The sequence below is a fragment of the Vibrio sp. E150_011 genome (assembly GCF_053544015.1).
The window spans coordinates 715,458-733,004 of sequence record NZ_JBHFOL010000001.1 but is presented as its reverse complement, the minus strand read 5'-3'; the positions used below and the strand labels follow the sequence as shown (position 1 = coordinate 733,004).

The following is a 17,547-nucleotide window of genomic DNA, read 5'->3' as shown; positions in this document are numbered from 1 at the left end:
CCATGCAATACCACTCGATGACACAAGAAAACTCGTTCGAACCGAGTCGTCACCACCCCCAACTTTATTATGTAATTGGTCCGTCTGGAGCAGGAAAAGATACGCTTATTGATGCGATAAGGGCGGCATTTATCGGTGAGATTATTGTCGCGCATCGCTACATCACTCGAGCGGCAGATGCGGGAGGCGAGAACCATGTCGCGCTGACGACAAGCGAGTTTAACAGCCGCCAACAACAGGGGCTGTTTTCTCTGAGTTGGCAAGCTCATGGCCTGTATTATGGTGTAGGGATGGAGGTGAAAGCGTGGCTATCGCAAGGTCTATCTGTGGTTGTTAATGGATCTCGTGCCGAACTTGAACAAGCTAAGGTTGTCTTTGGCGATCAGTTGCTGCCTGTGCTTGTTGCGGTGGATACATCGGTATTAAGGGATCGCCTAATGAGTAGAGGCAGAGAGACGCCCCAGCAGATAGAACAAAGACTGCAACGTGCGCAGGCTTATGCCCCGGAAGGGGAGGGTGCCTGGATAATCAATAATAGTGGCACTGTTGAAGAGAGCATCGTGCAATTCACCTTATTACACGAACGTCGAGTGCTTAACGACAATGAGGTTCAGTCGGCAAAAGAGCAATCGGTAAAAGTCGACTCGATAGAAGTACAGTCAGTGGGAATACAATGAAACTTGTGATGCTAGGGACAGGAAATAGCGCGATGTTGCCTGTATATGGTTGTCAATGTGAGGCGTGTTTACAGGCGCTTGTTCATCCTGAGTTGAAACGTGAAAAAACCTCGGCTTACATTGAGCACAATGGACGCAAGTTGTTGATTGATGCCAATGCGCCCGATCTTCTCCAGCGCTTCCCTGCCGGAAGCATGGATTCGATATTAGTGACGCACTATCACATGGATCATGTACACAGTTTGTTTGATCTTCGCTGGGGCGTAGGGAAGCCCATTCCCGTGATCTCCCCCGATGATCCCATCGGCTGTGATGATCTCTACAAGCATGCCGGTTTGCTTGATTTTTCGACTCGTGCCTATCCGTTTCAAGCGTTTAGTTGGCAAGACGTGACGATCACGCCACTGCCATTGAATCACTCCAGACTTTGTCTTGGTTATGCATTCGAATGGAATGGCCAATGTCTTGTGTACTTGACCGACACCAACGGGCTGCCTGATCAAACCAAAGAGTGGCTAGCCGCTCGCTCCGTTCAATGGATAATTACTGATTGTAATTATGCCCCGATAGAGTGTGAAGCAACGCGGTTACGACAAAACCATAATGATGTGAATCAAGTTGTTCAGATGGTCGCAGATTGCCAGCCAGATAACTTAGGCTTGGTACATGTCAGCCACGATACTGTCAATTGGCTGAGCCGCCATGGTCATACTCTTCCTCATTCAATTCAACTACTTTACGACGGTCAGGAGATCACGCTATGAGCCAACCACTTTCTACCCCATTATCAGCTGAACCGAGTGTTTCTGCTTGTGTGAAACTGCACCAAACGGAATTAGGTCATTGGACCGAAGTGTCGGACCGTTGTGTGCTTAATAACGTCTCTTTGGGGGATTACAGTTACATTCAAAATGACTGTAATCTCATGTTTACTTCCGTTGGTAAGTTTACTTCCATTGCCTCCAATGTACGGGTTAACCCAAGTAACCACCCTTGGTGGCGGCCCACATTGCACCATTTTACCTATCGTCCGGGAAAATATGGACTAGGAGAAAACCCAGCGACACTCGATGACGAGGTATTTTCTTGGCGTGAAGAGGATAAAGTTATGATTGGTCATGACGTTTGGATCGGTCATGGCGCGATTGTCTTACCTGGCGTGACGGTAGGTAACGGTGCCATTATTGGTGCAGGAAGTGTGGTGACCAAAGATGTGCCCGCTTACACCATTGTCGTGGGTAATCCTGCGCGTGTTCTACGTCCAAGATTTGAGGATAACAGCTACGCTGATCGGCTAGATAAGCTGGGCTGGTGGCACTGGAGCGAAGAAAAAATTGCGTTAGCATTACCTATTTTTCAACGAGATTGTGGTGAGTTTTTGGCGCACTTTGAAAACCTTCAATAAGATTTTCGTCAAGACTGGCGAACGGCAGGTCATTCATCGTGACCGTATAAATGACCTGCACGTATTTAATCCCACATTGCGTCGGCAATAATTTCATCTTCAATGTCGTCTTCAATGGCTCCGGACACCATTTCGTCTGCGAGGTAGTTCTCGCAATCAACGTCATCATAGGCACCTGATATGACGCCAGCGGTTGCACCAATTGCAGCGCCTGCGGTGGCATTACCTGCGACGGCACCAACGACACCACCAACAACCGCACCTTCTACAGCGTCAGTGATTTCGTTGCCTGCCTCGCAAGGATGATAAGCCTGAGCGCCAGTCGCGATAAGTGTCATGAGTAGGATGGATTTTTTCATTGAAATTACCTTTAAAACAAATGATTAGATGGTATTAACGGTCCCTCCTTTGACGTGGAGCTACTTTACCTAGCATTGAAAGGAATGAGAAAATATGAGCTATTAATTGTTTGAATAGGTGGGGCAGAAGAAAGCTTGCAATCGAGATATTAAATGAACGTTGGGGAGGATATTGTCACTCACAAAAAAGCCAAGCCTTATATGAATAAGACTTGGCTGAGCATTACTACGACCGATTTTAGCGATTGAGCCGCGAGTATAGGACGCCATTTAAGTCACGATAGGTGACGGTGTTACTCTATCGCTGTCGCATCATTCTTCATCGAACGTTTTTGATTGCAATACTCACGCAACCTTTGCAGTGCGATAAAGAATACCGGGACCAGCACACACCCAATCACGGTTGCTGCTAGCATGCCACCAAAGCTTGCAAGCCCCAACGCATTGCGACTTGCAGAACCAGCACCGCTGGCGATAACGAGCGGTAATACGCCAAGAATGAATGAGAAGGCAGTCATCATGACGGCGCGAATACGTAAGGCGATAGCTTGCTTGGCTGACTCCATAATCGATAGTTTAGATTCTTCTCTCAGTACTTTAGCAAACTCAACGATTAATATTGCGTTTCGACTTGCCATACCAATAAGGAGGACTAGGCCAACTTGGGTATACAGGTTAATTGTGCCACCTGCAGCGAACACAAACCCCAGCGCGCCAATTAAACCAGTGGGTACACACAGAATAATAGCCATCGGAATTAACCAACTTTCGTATTGCGCGACTAGGAACAAGTAGGTAAACAAAAGCGCCAATGCAAACAGGTAAGGCGCTGCATCGCCCGCCGCCAATTCCTGATAAGTCATGCCCGTCCATTCATACGCGTAACCGGATGGAAGGACAGAATCGGCGAGCCGTTCCATTTCTGCGATGGCTTCACCAGAACTGAAGCCTTGTGCAGGGATAGCCAGTATTTGTGCGGTATTGTAAAGGTTATAGCGCGCCGTGTTGTCTGACCCTACAAGAGGTTCATAGCGAGCAAAGGTCGAAATGGCCACCATTTTCCCGCTCTCTGATTGCACATAAAGTCGGCTTAGGTCTCTTTCATTGTTTCGAAACTCTTGCTCAGCAAGCAGGTTGACCTGATAGTTTTTGCCGTATTTTGTGAAGTCATTGACGTACAAATTACCCATCATGGCGGAGAGTGTCAGGTTGACGTCTTGCAGGTCAACACCCAATGCTAGCGCCTTAGCGCGATCAATATCCAGATAAAGTTGTGGTACGTTGGCGCTATAGGTAGTAAACGCCATCGCAATCTTTTCTGATTGGTTGAGTGCATTAAGATAGCTATCTAACGCGGGTGCCATTGCTTCGACTGAGCGCCCATTTAGGTCTTCAATCTGCAGTGTTAAGCCGCCAGCATTCCCTAGTCCCGGTATCGCAGGCATAGAGAAAGCCATCCCTGAAACATCACTATTTTTATCGATGATGGCTTGGGCCTGTGCGACCAGTGCGAATTCACTTTGCTCCGCATTTGGGCGCTCACTCCAATCATCAAGTACCACAATCATCATGCCTGAGTTGGGGGATGATGCGCCTTTGAGTAATGAATATCCCTTGGCGGCAATAACGTGCTTTATGCCATCAAGTGAGGAAAGTTCATTAACCATCTGGTCAACCATCAGGTCAGTTCGGTCGAGTGCGGAAGCCTCAGGAAGATTGACGTCAATAATGAAGGAACCTTGGTCTTCGGCCGGAATGAAGTCCGTTGGCGTCGTGACGACTAAGGTATAAATCCCGCCTAAAATAGCGGCAAAAAGACAAGTAGACAGGACTAATCGACGACCTAGGAAACTAACCGAGCTAACATAGCCACCGGTGACAGTGGTGACCAACTTGTTGAAGGCAGCAAGTATGCCACGTTTTTTCTTTTCCTCATGCTTGAGCATCACGGCACACAATGCCGGAGTAAGGGTCAATGCCACAATGGTTGAAATGATGGTTGAAACGGAAATGGTCACACCAAACTGCTGATACATTTGGCCGACCATGCCTGGTGCAATGGAGACAGGACCAAATACCGCAAGCAGAACCAATGCGGAGGCCACGAGTGGCGCTGTCACTTCTTTCATTGCCTTTGAGGTCGCCGATTTAGCATCGAGATGCTCTTCTTCCATCAAACGTTCGACGTTCTCGATGACGACAATAGCGGCATCCACGACCACACCTATGGCTAAGATAAGCCCAAACATCGAGATGGTGTTGATATCAATACCCATTGCCGCCATCACCACGAATGTGCCAATCAAAGAGACTGGAATTGCGATGGCTGGGATAAGGGTTGCGCGCCAGCTTTGTAAGAATAAATAAGTAACCGCGATAACAAGGAAGACCGCGATATATAGGGTCTCAAATACCTCGTCCATTGAGACCTTAATAAAGGTCGTGGAGTCATAAGACACCTCATATGCCATGCCTTGTGGAAAGCGTTTGCTTAGGTTTTCCATCGTGCTTCGTACATCTTCGGCAACCTGCACCGCGTTGGCACCCGGCGCTTGATAAATCGCAAGGATAGGACTGTCTTTACCAGAAAATGTGGCTATTGCAGCGTAAGTTTCTGCTCCGAGTTCAACGCGCGCAACGTCTTTAAGGTGAACAAAGCTACCGTCATTATTTGAAGCCAAGATGATATTTTCAAATTCCTCGGCGTCGAGTAATCGTCCTTTGGTTTGAATCGTGTATTGGAATACTTGATTGCCTGCGGTCGGTCTTTCTCCAATTTTACCCGCTGCAACGGTCGTATTTTGTGCAGCGATGGCATTGGCTATTTGTGACGCTGTCACATGTCTAGCGGCCATCTTCTCTGGATTGAGCCATACCCTCATGGAGTAGTTTTGCTCTCCAATGACTTGTACCTTACCTACGCCTTCGACACGAAGTAGCGCGTCTTTAATATTGAGTGAGGCGTAGTTAGAAAGATAAAGGTTGTCGAATTTTTCTTCGGGAGAATAGGGGCTGACGGTCATCAAGATTGAGTTGGCCACCTTCTCTACGGTGACGCCTTGACGCTTAACCTCTTCAGGCAGCTTTGCCATTGCCTTATTTACCCTGTTTTGCACTAGGACCTGAGCTTTATCGGGGTCGGTGCCAATATCAAACGTAACATAAGCTAAATAGGTGTTGTCATTATTGGATTTGGATTCAAGGTAAATCATGCCCTCGACGCCATTAATTTCTTGTTCAACGACGGTGGCGACAGTGTCACGAATGGTGTTGTGATCAGCGCCAGGATAGACCGCGAAAATCTCAATTGAAGGGGGGACTATATTAGGGAATTGAGAAACCGGCATTTTTGCTAAGGTGAGAAGACCGGCAATGGTCATCACGATGGATAATACTATCGCAAACTTAGGGCGGTTAATAAAAAATTCAGCCATGTTGTTACCCTCGCTGATTGACTTCGACTTCCGTACCTAACCGAATAGCTTGTAATCCTTTTACTACTATTTGTTCACCAACGGATAAGCCTGACTCGACTAACCATTGATCATTAACGCGTTCACCGACTTCAAGATATTTGGCTTCAATAATGTTGTTATCGTTGACGACAAGTACATAGCGGCCTTGTTGATTTTCTTGAACGGCGTGTTGTGGGATGAAAATGGAGGATGTTGGGGATTTATCAATACTGGTTACCGTAACAAATTGTCCGGGAATCAATAGATTATCAGGGTTAGGGAACTTAACTCTGAAACGAATTGACCCATTTAAACTGTCCATATGGTTATCAATAAAATTGGATTCACCTAAGTGATCATATTCTGCGCCATTAGCGAGCTTAAGTGAGAAGTCTGGGGGGGTAATATCATCGCCTTCAAGGAGTTGCTTTTGAAGGTTGTTGACGTGCTGCTTTTCGTCTAGTTGGATATTCACATAGACAGAGTCAAAACTGATGATTTGAATCAATGGGCCAGTATCGGGGCCAACTAGTGCACCTTGACTGTAGTCACTCGCGCCGATAATACCGTCAAAAGGGGCGGTGATTTGTGTATAAGAAAGCTCCAACTTAGCTCGGGATAGCTCAGATTTTGCAGCTTCAATTTTCGCCAGAGAAGAGGTCCGTTCTGCGGTGAGTTGATCGAGCTCCAAAGAAGAAAGTGCTTGTTTGGCCACCAAGGCAACGGCTTTTCGATGCTTTTTGTCTATGATATTAAATTCAGCCTCGATTTCTTTTAATGCCGCATCAAGGCGCTGAATTTCAATCTCGAACATCGCAGGATCAATTTCAAACAACAAGTCTCCTTTTGTTACATGCTCCCCCTCAGTAAAGTGACGAGACTTTAGGTACCCCGATACACGAGGAACAATATCCACTTTGTGGATGGCTGCGGTTTTCCCAATAAACTGTTCTTGGTGGTAATAAGGCTGAGTGTCAACGGTCAGGACATCAACCGAAGGCGTGACGTCTGTGACGCTTTCAGGCTGAGAGTGACAAGCCGCTAACATCAACGGAATCAGGCAAGCAATGAGCGTTTTGGAGTGGCGCATGAGGACCTCTGGTATGGGTAAGGGAGGGGGCCATATTATTTTTGAACTAATGATATTTCTAATTGATACCTATTCGATTTTCGGGATGTTGTCGATAGTTAGAATCATATTCTTGATGAATAAACCCCTTAATAGTTACAGTTTTATAACATTAACTCAGTGGTTTTTGTCTCAAAGGAAGATAACCTATATAAAAGTCAGGGAGTTAAAGGCGGGGGCATATTTATCGGACATGGCATAGATGAGGGTTAACGTTTGTTTAGAATGGGACATACCTGTTATTTTTTGTGCAAAATGGTGATGTCAAACCACACTATCTGTGAGTTGCGGTATTTGAGCGAGTTGAAAGACAAAAAGAAGGGAGGCATACCGCGACAATATTACTCATTGATATACTTAAAAAGTGCTCAACTTAATAGAACACTTTTCAAGTTGACCGTTTTACTGCGTTTTCAATACCTCTAGAACAGCTTGTTCAGAGAAAATTGTTTCAATGAGGAGAGTATATGGAAAGAAACAAATCATTAAATATTCTTAGGATGACAATAATTTGTTATTAGTTAGTGTGCCACAGAACTGACAACACTGACGACCAGAATGTGCGTAACCTATTAGTTAATCACCTGCGTAAATAGGCTACACACATTGACGTTTTAAGCGGTTAGATAGGAGGGATTGGCTCAGCTATTGAGGGATTATGACTTGGCCAGAAACAATCGGAAAAGTGTCGGTTTGCGGTTTTTTATCCATGTGTACGGTTGTTGAAGTGCCCGCAACATCATAAGTGACATCGTATCCCGCGACCTGAGTGGAGGTTGTGTATTCGGTGGTGCAGCGCTTTTCTGTGGAGCTTACCGTATCGTTTTTCTGAGCATTGTCCTGAATCTTTCTTCCCGTCATGGCACCCGCAACCGTACCAACGGCGGTCGCGACGGTTTTTCCGGAACCGCCACCTACTTGGTTACCCAGCGCCGCACCCGCGGCTGCGCCTCCTAACGTCCCAAGCACCTTCCCCTCATCTTTGATGTCAGCTTGCTTTGTTACCACCACATCATTACAAACTTGATGCGGTGTTTTGATAGATTGAGTGACGGCTTCGACCAGCGTTATGGTTGCATGAGTTGGTGCTTCTTCTTTGCATGCTGAGAGTAAAAACACCCCGGTCACTGCTAGCGCCACTGCTTTTATTGTCATGTTATTTCCTTATTATGGTTTGGTATGAGCGGTATAGTAAGGAAAAAAGGGACACATAAATCAGCGGTGAATTAATTCTGTGTCATTGTCTGGTGAAGAGTCAAGATAGTATTAACGCTGTGTAAAGAGATGTGCAGTAAAGGTATTTTGAAGCTGTTCATAAAGAGCCTCATCAGCTATCCAAAGAGACTCGCTCTATTCTTTATGACTAGTAGAGACTGGGAAAACTCGACGAATTTGGTCAAGTAAGAAATGGTGGATATCGGTGGCTGATTGGTTTTTGGGCCAAATAACATCGTATTGCATCAGGATATTCGTTTGAACAAAATCTGGCATTAAGATAACAACTCGAGGGGGCATTTGAGTGAGTCGATGAATTAATCCCCAGCCAAGACCCGCCTGAATTAAAGCAACCACATTCGCCTGTCCATTGCATTCGCAGGTGGCTGGCGACATCTTAAAACTATGTCTAAGGAAATCATTTTCTTGTGCTGAAGAGCTAATAATTTGCGGATGAACAATCAAGTCATCACTAGTGATGTTGCGCTTTTTTGCTAAAGGGTGTACCTCACTGCATATGATGTCTATTGGGCAATGGCCAATGGCTCTGAACTCATAAAATTGAGAGTTAGCTTCAGTAGTAGGGGTTAACGCAAGGTCGATTTTATGCTCTCGCACAAGATTCAAAATTTTTTGGACCCCTAATGTCTGAATGGTTAAATTTAGTGCTGGCCATTGTTGTTGTAAGGCACCAAATACGGCGGCAAAGGGCGCTAAACCTATATCTTCATCAATCGCAATCGTAAAAGATGCAGGAAGACCTGCAGCTAGGTGCTGAGCATTACGATCAAACCTCTCGATACTATCTACTGCAGCTTTTGCACCATCGTATAAATGCAGTCCGGCTTCTGTCAGTTGTGGGTACTTCCCGTTCCTATCAAAAAGGAGCACACCTAACTCATCTTCTAACCTAGCTATATTGCCGCTGATTGTTGCAAGGTGTTTGCCCAGCAAACGCCCCGCGGCGCTGAAAGAGCCGGTATCAGCAGCTGCAATAAAACACTTCAGTAGATCGGGTTTAATCATGAGAAATGGTTCCTCGTATCGCAATCCTATGGTTTTACCATAGGAAACCTATTATCACCTATTGAAAATAATATAGATAATGAACGGACTTTAAACAAGCAGCCTTTTTCCTAAGGAGTTCATTATGAATAAATCAGTTATCGCATTACTCATCACGAGTTTAGCAACGACGGCATACGCCGCAAATGAAGACACATCAGTGAGTGGTTACAACGGTGTCAGTATTGAATTAACAGGCACGTTTTATGAACCTAATGAGTCTCAAATGCTTCAAGAAACGACTCCGGTATTTGAGTTTGATGGATTAAATGAACGAGGCGGTTCTCAAATAGTCCAGCAATATAAACAGACCTTTGGCGAAGATATTATGGGGTTGACTATAAAAGCGAAGCTATCTGAGCTAGATGAACGCTTAGATGAAGAGCGGATAGAGTCGATTCTTCTGACAATGGAAGAGTTTCAAGCCAATTTTCCTAACGTCATGAGCTTTTATCGCGGTGTCGCAAGTGAAACTGGACATTCACTGTCTGAGGTTTATCTAGCCGCGTGGGCAAACGATGGCATGTTTGCGATTAATATTCAGGAGCTCGTGAAAGTGGCACTGCCTGCTCTTAAAGACGCGACTAATCCAGATAAGCTTAAAGAAATTACCGATCAACAGCGCGGGTGCTCAGTGATTGCATTTGATAATGGTGTTGCAGGCCAGAATCAGGATATGCCAATAGCAATGGGGGGATGGGGCGCGATATGGAAATCAGAAGAAGTGATTGTGCATGCTGCTGAACCACTTTTTACCGCGATGGCAATGGGGCAAGATATCACCTCTAACGTCAACACGGTTGACACATTCAACGAGGCTTGGATGGAGTATGGGCTGCCTTCGAGTGGTGTCGCATTGGGTATTGCAGCGACACACGATAGTGCACACGATGCGGCCAAAACCTTAAGTGAAACCAAAATGAATGCGGCGTTGGCACTGACTTATACAGATAAACATGGCGGAGCAGTATCCGTAGAGGTTCAAAAAGGGGCTGATGTCGTCCACGACGGATCGCGAAACGGTTTCGTAACGCATACCAATCACCCTATTGGGCTAGAAGATAATTTAGTTGACCGATATGCCAATGGCAACGCAGCTGCGTTTGATTCTGCAGTGAAAACCACCTTATGGCGACAAGAGGCAGCGCAGCTGGTGGGCAAATTCGCGCCTAGTAAAGACGTGACGGCATTGAAAGACACATTCAAGCAAAAACCATTTATGAAAGCCCCTTATGAGGGAAATGATTTTGTTAGCGTTAACACCGTTATACATGACTTAAATGAAGGCTGCTCTTATGGCACAACGTGGTTATCTACCTTACAAGATTTCACAAAGGTCTGTTTCGATAAGTGATAGTAAAGCGCGTTTATTAAACCAATCTCAATGTTAATACACTAATATGTTTAGTATTAAGGAAATAAAAATGAAAAAGTCGATATTAGCAATAACACTTGCTGCTATTTCAATGAATGTATTTTCTGCTGATAATAATGAAGCAGAGCAGCAGAACTATGGTGATCCTACCACCATATATACAATGCTTGGTGGTAGTTTCTCGGAAAATAGTGCCCAAGCAAATGTCACTATAGGTGGTGGTCAAAACTTATTTTTTGGTGACTTAGGTATTGATAAAGATAATACGGTTGACTATCGGTTCCGATACTTTCGTTTAAATGAAGCTGGAAACGCGGGTTGGTCTATAGAAACACTTGGCGATGATAACATTAATACCGTCATGGCAGGTGGCGTTTACAAATTTGAAATTAGTGATCATTTCAGTTTGTTCCCAATGCTATACGGCGGTGCCATGACCTCAAAACATGCGATTGGGTCTAAAGATGGGTCAATCTCATCATTTAAAGATTCAACGGTACTGAATGGCGGACTTTATGCATTGTATGCGTTTGATGAGGGACATTGGCTCTATGCTAACCCTCGAGCTCATTATGTCCATGAAGCAAGGGAAACGATTCCTCAATTAGAAATTGGTGGGGGTTACATGGTCAATGATGATATTTCAGTGGGTTTCCGCGTTATGTCTCAAGGTGAAACGAAGATCAACGATGCTGATACATCTGTATCTGCACAGTTTTCATACTATTTCTAAGAAGCACAGTCTACTATTAATCATATAGGAGTTAATTTTTTAGTGAGTAGTATTAATTTATTACTTTTATTTACAGACAAGCCAAAGGGATATGGCTTGGTTTTTTAAGTCAAAAATACAAATCAACGGGTTACCTAATATTATTTTTACCTTGTCATTTTAAAGTAATTAAAGTAATTAAAGTAATTAAAGTGATTAAAGTGATTAAAGTTAAAGTTAAAGTTAAAGTTAAAGTTAAAGTTTACTATTATATTCCATTCTTCCTTGTCTGAAAAATTCTTTGCAATAATATGAGTTTATTCTTAAATATATACATTGTGAAAATCATTAAGTGGAAGTTAACAATCAGACAAATTGTAACGAGAGGTAATAGTGGTATGTTTTTTTATGATAAAAAGATAGACTACCCAGATTATCAACCTCAATTACATCTGCTGGAGGAACAAAGTCATGTATTATTTATCACGCTCATTGTTACCTTGCTTACACAGTATTGATCGTACTTGCCGAGCCTTCTCCGTTTACCTCCCCTGTGACTAAATTTGTTATTTGTTCACGCGATACACTGGCTTTTTATCGTGTCGTGAAATAAACAGCATTCATCTAACCAAGCGCCTAACACTTAGCTTACGACGTCATTGATTTCACTTAAAAGAAATCAGTCGGCCTGTCATGGCGAGTGATGTTTGGTTTATAGATTATAGATATGAGCTGTTCATATTTCACTCCGTTAGCCTACAGTGTACAAGTCGTTGAATACCATTACGTATCTCATATTAATACTGTCTCCTCTTGGAGGAAATTGTGTCATTTTTTATTGCTTCGCAAATATTGGTCGGGATCGCAGCACTCTGCGATGTCATTTCATTTCAGTTTAAAAGCCGTCACAAGCTGCTACTTACGTTGTTTATCTCTGCGTTGTTCATTGCCGCGCACTTTGCATTGTTAGAAGAATGGACAGCGGCTTGTTTACTCATTGTTGGTGCGTGTCGATACCTAGCAGGGATCTTCACCTCAGACCCTAGAATGAAGTGGTTGTTTTATTCGGCGACGCTGTTGGGAACGGCCGTCACTTTTAGTGGCTTAACCAGCATACTGAGTTGTATTGGTTCGCTATTCCATACTAAAGCGTCGTTTAGTCATAATGATAAAATCATGCGTTGGCTTATGGTGATAGGAACGGTTGTCTGGGGGATTCACGACGTAATAGTGGGTTCGCCGGTCGCCGTTTTACTGGATGTTCTGTTTATTTTGAGTAGCGTTGTGGGTTACTACCGAATACACATCAAGAAACCAGTTCTTGCTACGTAAATGAGCGCAGGGCATCGATATTAGAATGATATCAATGCCCTGCGTTGCGAATGGTGATTACTTGTTTTTACGTAGTATGAACATTTCGTAACCGTACTCCCCAATACATTGGTGAAACACTTCAATTTCTTTTGCAATATCACAGACTGCATCAGAGGCTTGTTTGTCTTCTGATAAGCTTTCAATACGATGTTGTAGAGGTTGGTAGTAGTTTAGCCATGCTTCGCGGCTTAACGTAAAGTGATTCACCACCTCATAACCCGCCGCTGTCATTTGCGTTAAGCGCGTCTCAATCGTTTGAATATCGGGGTATTCATTTTGAAAAAACGATTTAGCCTCTTGCGTTGGAGCGTCGGTTAGCCACACCATATCGCTTATTACCAATAGGCCATCCTCTTCCAGTAATGGCTTCCATTGTGAGAGCGCTTTCGTCACGCCCATAATATACGCACTGCCTTCAGACCAAATGAGGTCGAATTGCTTCTTTTCAAAAGGAAGCTCGGTCATGCTTGCACACACCGGTGTGATACGGGATGAAAATGGGGTTGATTGCAAGCGAAGCTCGAGTCGTGAAAGCGCTGCAGGTTCGTTATCAACCGCCGTAATCTTTGCGGTACTGTTCTCGGCGAGTATCGTGGTTGATAAACCTTTGCCGCAGCCAATCTCTAAGATATTGCTAGGACGGCTTGGCAATTGATTGAGCGCTTTTAGGGTTTCGTTTTCACTGCCTGGACCCCAGCGTTCAAGTGTCTCAAAAACAGCCATAAAGTCGGCCATGTATTGTTCGTGTTCATTCATATTCTTTGATAACCATTTTAATCGCAACGCTTCTTTTTCATTAAAGCCCTGCTTAATTAACCAATCTAAATGTGCATCGGGGGCGAGCTTATCGGTTTGTTCATGCCACGCTCGAATGTCTCCCTCTCCTAACATGGCCGCGAGTAACTGACGAGACGCTTGTTTTTTTGCGATCTCTTCATCTAACGCAGAAAGCCGTTTCTGCAGCAGACTTCGGTCAACTTTGGCTTGTAGACAAGCCTTGCATTCACTAAGGGTTAGCCCGCCGGCTTGTAGCCGCTGAATTAATCGCACTCGCTGCACATCGCTATCTTGGTAGACACGATAGCCGTTTTCGAGCCGATGTCCTTCAATTAGGTGTTGTTTTTCATAATACAGAAGCGCTGTGCGCGATAAGCCAACTTTGGCTGCTAGTTCTGAGATTCGATACACGTTAGAACTCCACATCATTGATGTACAAAATGGACTGTAAACTATGAAGTAATAGACAGGTCAATATTAAATTAGCGTTGTCTTGCAGGGTTGTCTAGGGGAGGCGGTGGAAGAACGAACATGGGGTAACCACAGTAATGAGGCACTTGTCGTTAAGGTGTGAGAAGATATTGGCTAAAGTTTGTCGGGAAAATATTGATTATTGAAGGAAGTAACAAGTGGAAGATATCTATTTTGCTGGAGGTTGCTTATGGGGCGTACAGGAGTTTATGCGTCACTTACCTGGCGTGATTGCAACGCAAGCAGGGCGTGCTAATGGGAGTTCTGATACGACATGCGCGAACTATGACGGTTATGCGGAGTGTGTAAAGACTCAATTCGACCCAAAAATAGTGTCGGTAGAAACTCTCATGGATTACTTTTTCGAGATTATTGATCCGTACAGCATCAATAAACAAGGTGAGGATGTAGGGATAAAATATCGAACGGGCATTTATAGCCTTCACGCGGAACATTTGCTAAAGGTCACCGCTTATCTGCAAGCGAGAGAAGATGCGGATAAGATCGCGATAGAAGTCTTACCGTTGACCAATTATGTAAAAAGTGATGATGAGCATCAAGATAGGCTTACGTTGCGACCTAACGATTACTGTCATATCCCTCAAAACATTCTGCATAAATATCGTAAAAATTAACCGTTTCAATAATGAAAGAACCAACGCCTACAGCGTTGATTCTTTCATTGTTTTAGAGCGAGTGATCATTGTCACTGCACAGACGTTTCGATTACGTTATTGGTGTGATTAAGGTTCTTTGTTTACTACGAGATTCTCCGTAACGAACGGACGGTGCCTGACTAGCACCCATAAGATCCCACCAGTAAGGCCAACCCCGAGCTGTATGAGTCCGAGACTTTCAATTAAAGCTTCCGGTCGAATGGAGACAAGCATCATCCCTAAAGAACCACAAATCATCGCAAAAAATTGAATCAAGGCAACAGCTGAGCCCGTATCATGGTCTTGTTGGTCAAGCATCAGGTTGGTTCCTGGTACTCGCATTGTAATGACCATCAAGGTTGCTGGTGCAGCGATACCCGCGAATACCCATGGTGATGTAGTTCCAATTGTAATCGTGAGAACACCGGCAACCGCAAGCAATAAGAAACACATTGTAATGATTTTTTGGACCGAGATACGACGAGAAACCTTCATATAAATTGCAGGGCCAAAAGAGGCGCATAACGCGTTAAACGCGAAGGCATAACTAAACTCTTGCTCGCTTAGCCCAAACCCATTGATATAAATGTATGATCCTGCCGCAAGGAACGCCATGAGTGCCATTGGTGTAACGGAAAAAATGGTAAGCAATACAATAAATCTTCGATTTTTTAGTACAACCCCCAATCTTCCCCATGAACGGAGCATTGAACCGTCGTATTTAGTCTCTAATGTCTCTTTGTAGCAAAATGCCAGTACAGAAGCGAAAGCACCAAACACCGCTAACGTGACAAACATCATCCGCCATGATGCGACTTGCAATAAGAAGGCACCAATAACCGGAGCGACCATCGGTGCGATAATGACTAACGACATAATAGTTGCCATTATTTTTTCACGCTCACGCCCCTCATAAAGATCTTTTACAATAGCTGTGGCGACGACGGTAATGGCACTACCAGCAAAGGCTTGAAAGACTCGAGCGCCAATGAGTTGTTCAATATTACCAGCCATGGCGCAAAAAATACTGGCGATCATATAGCCGCCTATTCCCGTTAATAACACAGGCTTACGACCAAATTTTTCGCTTAACGGGCCCCAAAAGAGTAAGCCGACAGCGTAGGTAACGAAATAGCTACTTAAAGTGAGGTTTACCATCGCTTGGTCGGTATTAAATATGCTGACCATCTGCGGCAGCGCAGGTAGGTACAAGTCAATAGTCAGAGGCGGAAAAGCACTGATGATGACGAGGAAAAATAACATACCGGTTTTACCCAATATAGGTTGTGTTTGTTTCAAGTGGTGACTCCTAATGATTCTTTATTGGCTTTATCGTAAGGGGAGATGTAACGACATCGTCGATGATGTCACGAGCTAGTAAGCCAAGTTATTGTTCACTCGTTTGAGCAGTACGCGCAGCGTTTCTGATTCATCGTCAGAGAAGCCAGTGAGCATCTCGTTGATCATTCCCATTTCTACGTCGTCTAATCGCTCAAGCAGCGTCGTACCTTTCTCACTCAGAGTGAGCTCAACAGAGCGCTTATCGCTGACACTTGCCTGTTTGATGATCAAATCCTGTCGATGCAGGCGTGCCACGATACGCGCGATTTGTGCTTTATCACGATTCATCGACTCGACCAACATCTGTTGAGAGGCGCCCTCAAATTCTCGAATATCACTCATGGCTTTGTGTTCGAGCGGAGAGAATTCGACTTTTTGGCGAGTGACTTCAGCCACCATTTTTCCACGAGTCTTCATGCGAATTTCACGCAGGGTATGGTTTATTTCCCGATAGGTCGTCATAGCGATCTCTGATGTTTGGTTGTGTAAGTCAACTATTATCTTGATTTTGGTTGATCGAGTCAACTAATTGTTTGTGACGGATTCGTCTAGTAACAATGTTCACAATATGGTCACAAAATCATCGAAAAATCGTCAAACAGTTACGATGAAATACCAGTTAAATAAATCAAAGGTGATTCGGAGAAGAGTTATGGCGATGATTGCGCCGGAACTGACCATTGTCAGTGAGACGAGTGACATAGTACAACCCAAACTAGGGCGAAAAGTACTTCAAACTCGAGCGCTTACCAAGTCCTATCAACAGGACAAAGTAGTTCTCGATGGTATTGACCTTGATTTGCATGCTGGTGAATTTGTTGCAATTGTTGGCCGATCCGGCGCAGGAAAATCCACCTTATTACATACGTTAAATGGCACCATTTCGGCAAGCAGTGGTGAGATCCTTAATGTCCACAAAGACCAGTCGACGGATAATATTTTGTCGATGACACGTAAAGAACTACGTGAATGGCGCACTCACTGCGGCATGATTTTCCAAGATTTTTGTCTTGTTCCTCGCCTTGATGTCATTTCAAACGTGTTGCTTGGCCGTCTGAGCCACACCTCAACAATAAAATCTCTCTTCAAAGTCTTTAGTGATGAAGACCGAGTAGAGGCAATCCGGTTGTTGAAGTGGTTAAACATGTTGCCTTATGCACTGCAACGCTCCGAAAATTTATCGGGTGGTCAACAGCAACGTGTGGCCATTTGCCGAGCGATGATGCAGAACCCCAAAATTTTGCTGGCGGATGAGCCAGTTGCATCTCTCGATCCTAAAAACACAGTAAGAATTATGGAAGCGCTACAAAAAATCAGTACTGATGATATTGCAGTGATGGTGAACCTCCACTCGATTGAATTGGTGCAGCAATATTGCACGCGAGTCATTGGTCTTGCAAAAGGGCGAGTGATTTATGACGGACACCCGTCCGGGCTGAATGATGAGGTTTTGCACCAGTTATATGGTGATGAATTTGATCAGGTTGGTTGATTAAACCCCTAACAATCTCACTGGTAGGCAATCCTGTCACCAGT

At 44.4% G+C, this 17,547-nt stretch carries 16 protein-coding genes; 8 read left to right on the top strand and 8 right to left on the bottom strand.

Features of this window, described 5'->3' with window-relative positions; genetic code table 11:
* The first annotated feature begins 2 nt into the window (after positions 1-2).
* From phnN to ACE1OE_RS03020, 3 genes are read left to right on the top strand one after another with little or no spacing between them, the layout of a single operon-like run.
* Positions 3-677 (top strand): ribose 1,5-bisphosphokinase, encoded by a 675-nt coding sequence (phnN, locus tag ACE1OE_RS03030; protein WP_449210064.1) that lies wholly within the window; start codon positions 3-5, stop codon positions 675-677.
* A complete protein-coding gene (gene phnP, locus ACE1OE_RS03025; protein WP_449210063.1) occupies positions 674-1,441 on the top strand; it encodes a phosphonate metabolism protein PhnP in 768 nt (255 codons plus the stop codon). The genes phnN and phnP overlap by 4 nt, the downstream gene beginning before the upstream one ends.
* Positions 1,438-2,082, top strand: coding sequence for a DapH/DapD/GlmU-related protein (locus ACE1OE_RS03020; protein ID WP_372061437.1), 645 nt, complete (start codon positions 1,438-1,440; stop codon positions 2,080-2,082). Before phnP ends, ACE1OE_RS03020 begins: the two co-directional genes overlap by 4 nt.
* Before the next feature lie 65 nt (positions 2,083-2,147).
* Here the strand turns inward: ACE1OE_RS03020 and ACE1OE_RS03015 are convergent, their stop codons facing one another.
* The 5 genes from ACE1OE_RS03015 to ACE1OE_RS02995 form a co-directional block, all read right to left on the bottom strand.
* Positions 2,148-2,441 (bottom strand): hypothetical protein, encoded by a 294-nt coding sequence (locus ACE1OE_RS03015; RefSeq protein ID WP_372061435.1) that lies wholly within the window; start codon positions 2,439-2,441, stop codon positions 2,148-2,150.
* Between the two features lie 293 nt (positions 2,442-2,734).
* Positions 2,735-5,875 (bottom strand): efflux RND transporter permease subunit, encoded by a 3,141-nt coding sequence (locus ACE1OE_RS03010; RefSeq protein WP_449210062.1) that lies wholly within the window; start codon positions 5,873-5,875, stop codon positions 2,735-2,737.
* Between the two features lie 4 nt (positions 5,876-5,879).
* Positions 5,880-6,986, bottom strand: coding sequence for an efflux RND transporter periplasmic adaptor subunit (locus ACE1OE_RS03005; RefSeq protein ID WP_449210061.1), 1,107 nt, complete (start codon positions 6,984-6,986; stop codon positions 5,880-5,882).
* Between the two features lie 684 nt (positions 6,987-7,670).
* On the bottom strand, positions 7,671-8,180 hold the full coding sequence (locus tag ACE1OE_RS03000) for a glycine zipper 2TM domain-containing protein (protein ID WP_449210060.1): 510 nt from the start codon (positions 8,178-8,180) through the stop codon (positions 7,671-7,673).
* Between the two features lie 195 nt (positions 8,181-8,375).
* Positions 8,376-9,266 carry a LysR family transcriptional regulator gene (locus ACE1OE_RS02995; RefSeq protein ID WP_449210059.1) on the bottom strand — a complete coding sequence of 297 codons (891 nt, stop codon included), beginning with the start codon at positions 9,264-9,266 and terminating at the stop codon, positions 8,376-8,378.
* Between the two features lie 124 nt (positions 9,267-9,390).
* Here ACE1OE_RS02995 and ACE1OE_RS02990 point away from each other — a divergent pair, with 124 nt between their 5' ends.
* The 3 genes from ACE1OE_RS02990 to ACE1OE_RS02980 all read left to right on the top strand — a co-directional run bounded on the left by ACE1OE_RS02990 (position 9,391) and on the right by ACE1OE_RS02980 (position 12,724).
* Positions 9,391-10,659 carry a hypothetical protein gene (locus ACE1OE_RS02990; RefSeq protein WP_449210058.1) on the top strand — a complete coding sequence of 423 codons (1,269 nt, stop codon included), beginning with the start codon at positions 9,391-9,393 and terminating at the stop codon, positions 10,657-10,659.
* 70 nt (positions 10,660-10,729) lie between these two features.
* Positions 10,730-11,413: a hypothetical protein gene (locus ACE1OE_RS02985; protein ID WP_449210057.1), complete on the top strand. Its 684-nt coding sequence runs from the start codon at positions 10,730-10,732 to the stop codon at positions 11,411-11,413.
* Positions 11,414-12,217: 804 nt separating this feature from the next.
* Entirely contained in the window at positions 12,218-12,724 is a 507-nt protein-coding gene (locus tag ACE1OE_RS02980) for a YgjV family protein (RefSeq protein ID WP_449210056.1), read from the top strand.
* A gap of 57 nt (positions 12,725-12,781) precedes the next feature.
* On the opposite strand, the gene ACE1OE_RS02975 is transcribed toward ACE1OE_RS02980, so the two are convergent.
* A complete protein-coding gene (locus ACE1OE_RS02975; RefSeq protein ID WP_449210055.1) occupies positions 12,782-13,954 on the bottom strand; it encodes a MerR family transcriptional regulator in 1,173 nt (390 codons plus the stop codon).
* 218 nt (positions 13,955-14,172) lie between these two features.
* Here ACE1OE_RS02975 and ACE1OE_RS02970 point away from each other — a divergent pair, with 218 nt between their 5' ends.
* Entirely contained in the window at positions 14,173-14,649 is a 477-nt protein-coding gene (locus tag ACE1OE_RS02970) for a peptide-methionine (S)-S-oxide reductase (protein WP_449210054.1), read from the top strand.
* A gap of 108 nt (positions 14,650-14,757) precedes the next feature.
* Here ACE1OE_RS02970 and ACE1OE_RS02965 read toward each other — a convergent pair whose 3' ends face one another.
* Both ACE1OE_RS02965 and ACE1OE_RS02960 read right to left on the bottom strand, forming a co-directional pair.
* Positions 14,758-15,969 carry a multidrug effflux MFS transporter gene (locus ACE1OE_RS02965; protein WP_449210053.1) on the bottom strand — a complete coding sequence of 404 codons (1,212 nt, stop codon included), beginning with the start codon at positions 15,967-15,969 and terminating at the stop codon, positions 14,758-14,760.
* A gap of 75 nt (positions 15,970-16,044) precedes the next feature.
* A complete protein-coding gene (locus ACE1OE_RS02960; protein WP_102468889.1) occupies positions 16,045-16,473 on the bottom strand; it encodes a MarR family winged helix-turn-helix transcriptional regulator in 429 nt (142 codons plus the stop codon).
* Between the two features lie 190 nt (positions 16,474-16,663).
* Here ACE1OE_RS02960 and phnC point away from each other — a divergent pair, with 190 nt between their 5' ends.
* Positions 16,664-17,503, top strand: coding sequence for a phosphonate ABC transporter ATP-binding protein (gene phnC / locus ACE1OE_RS02955; RefSeq protein ID WP_449210052.1), 840 nt, complete (start codon positions 16,664-16,666; stop codon positions 17,501-17,503).
* Positions 17,504-17,547: the final 44 nt, after the last annotated feature.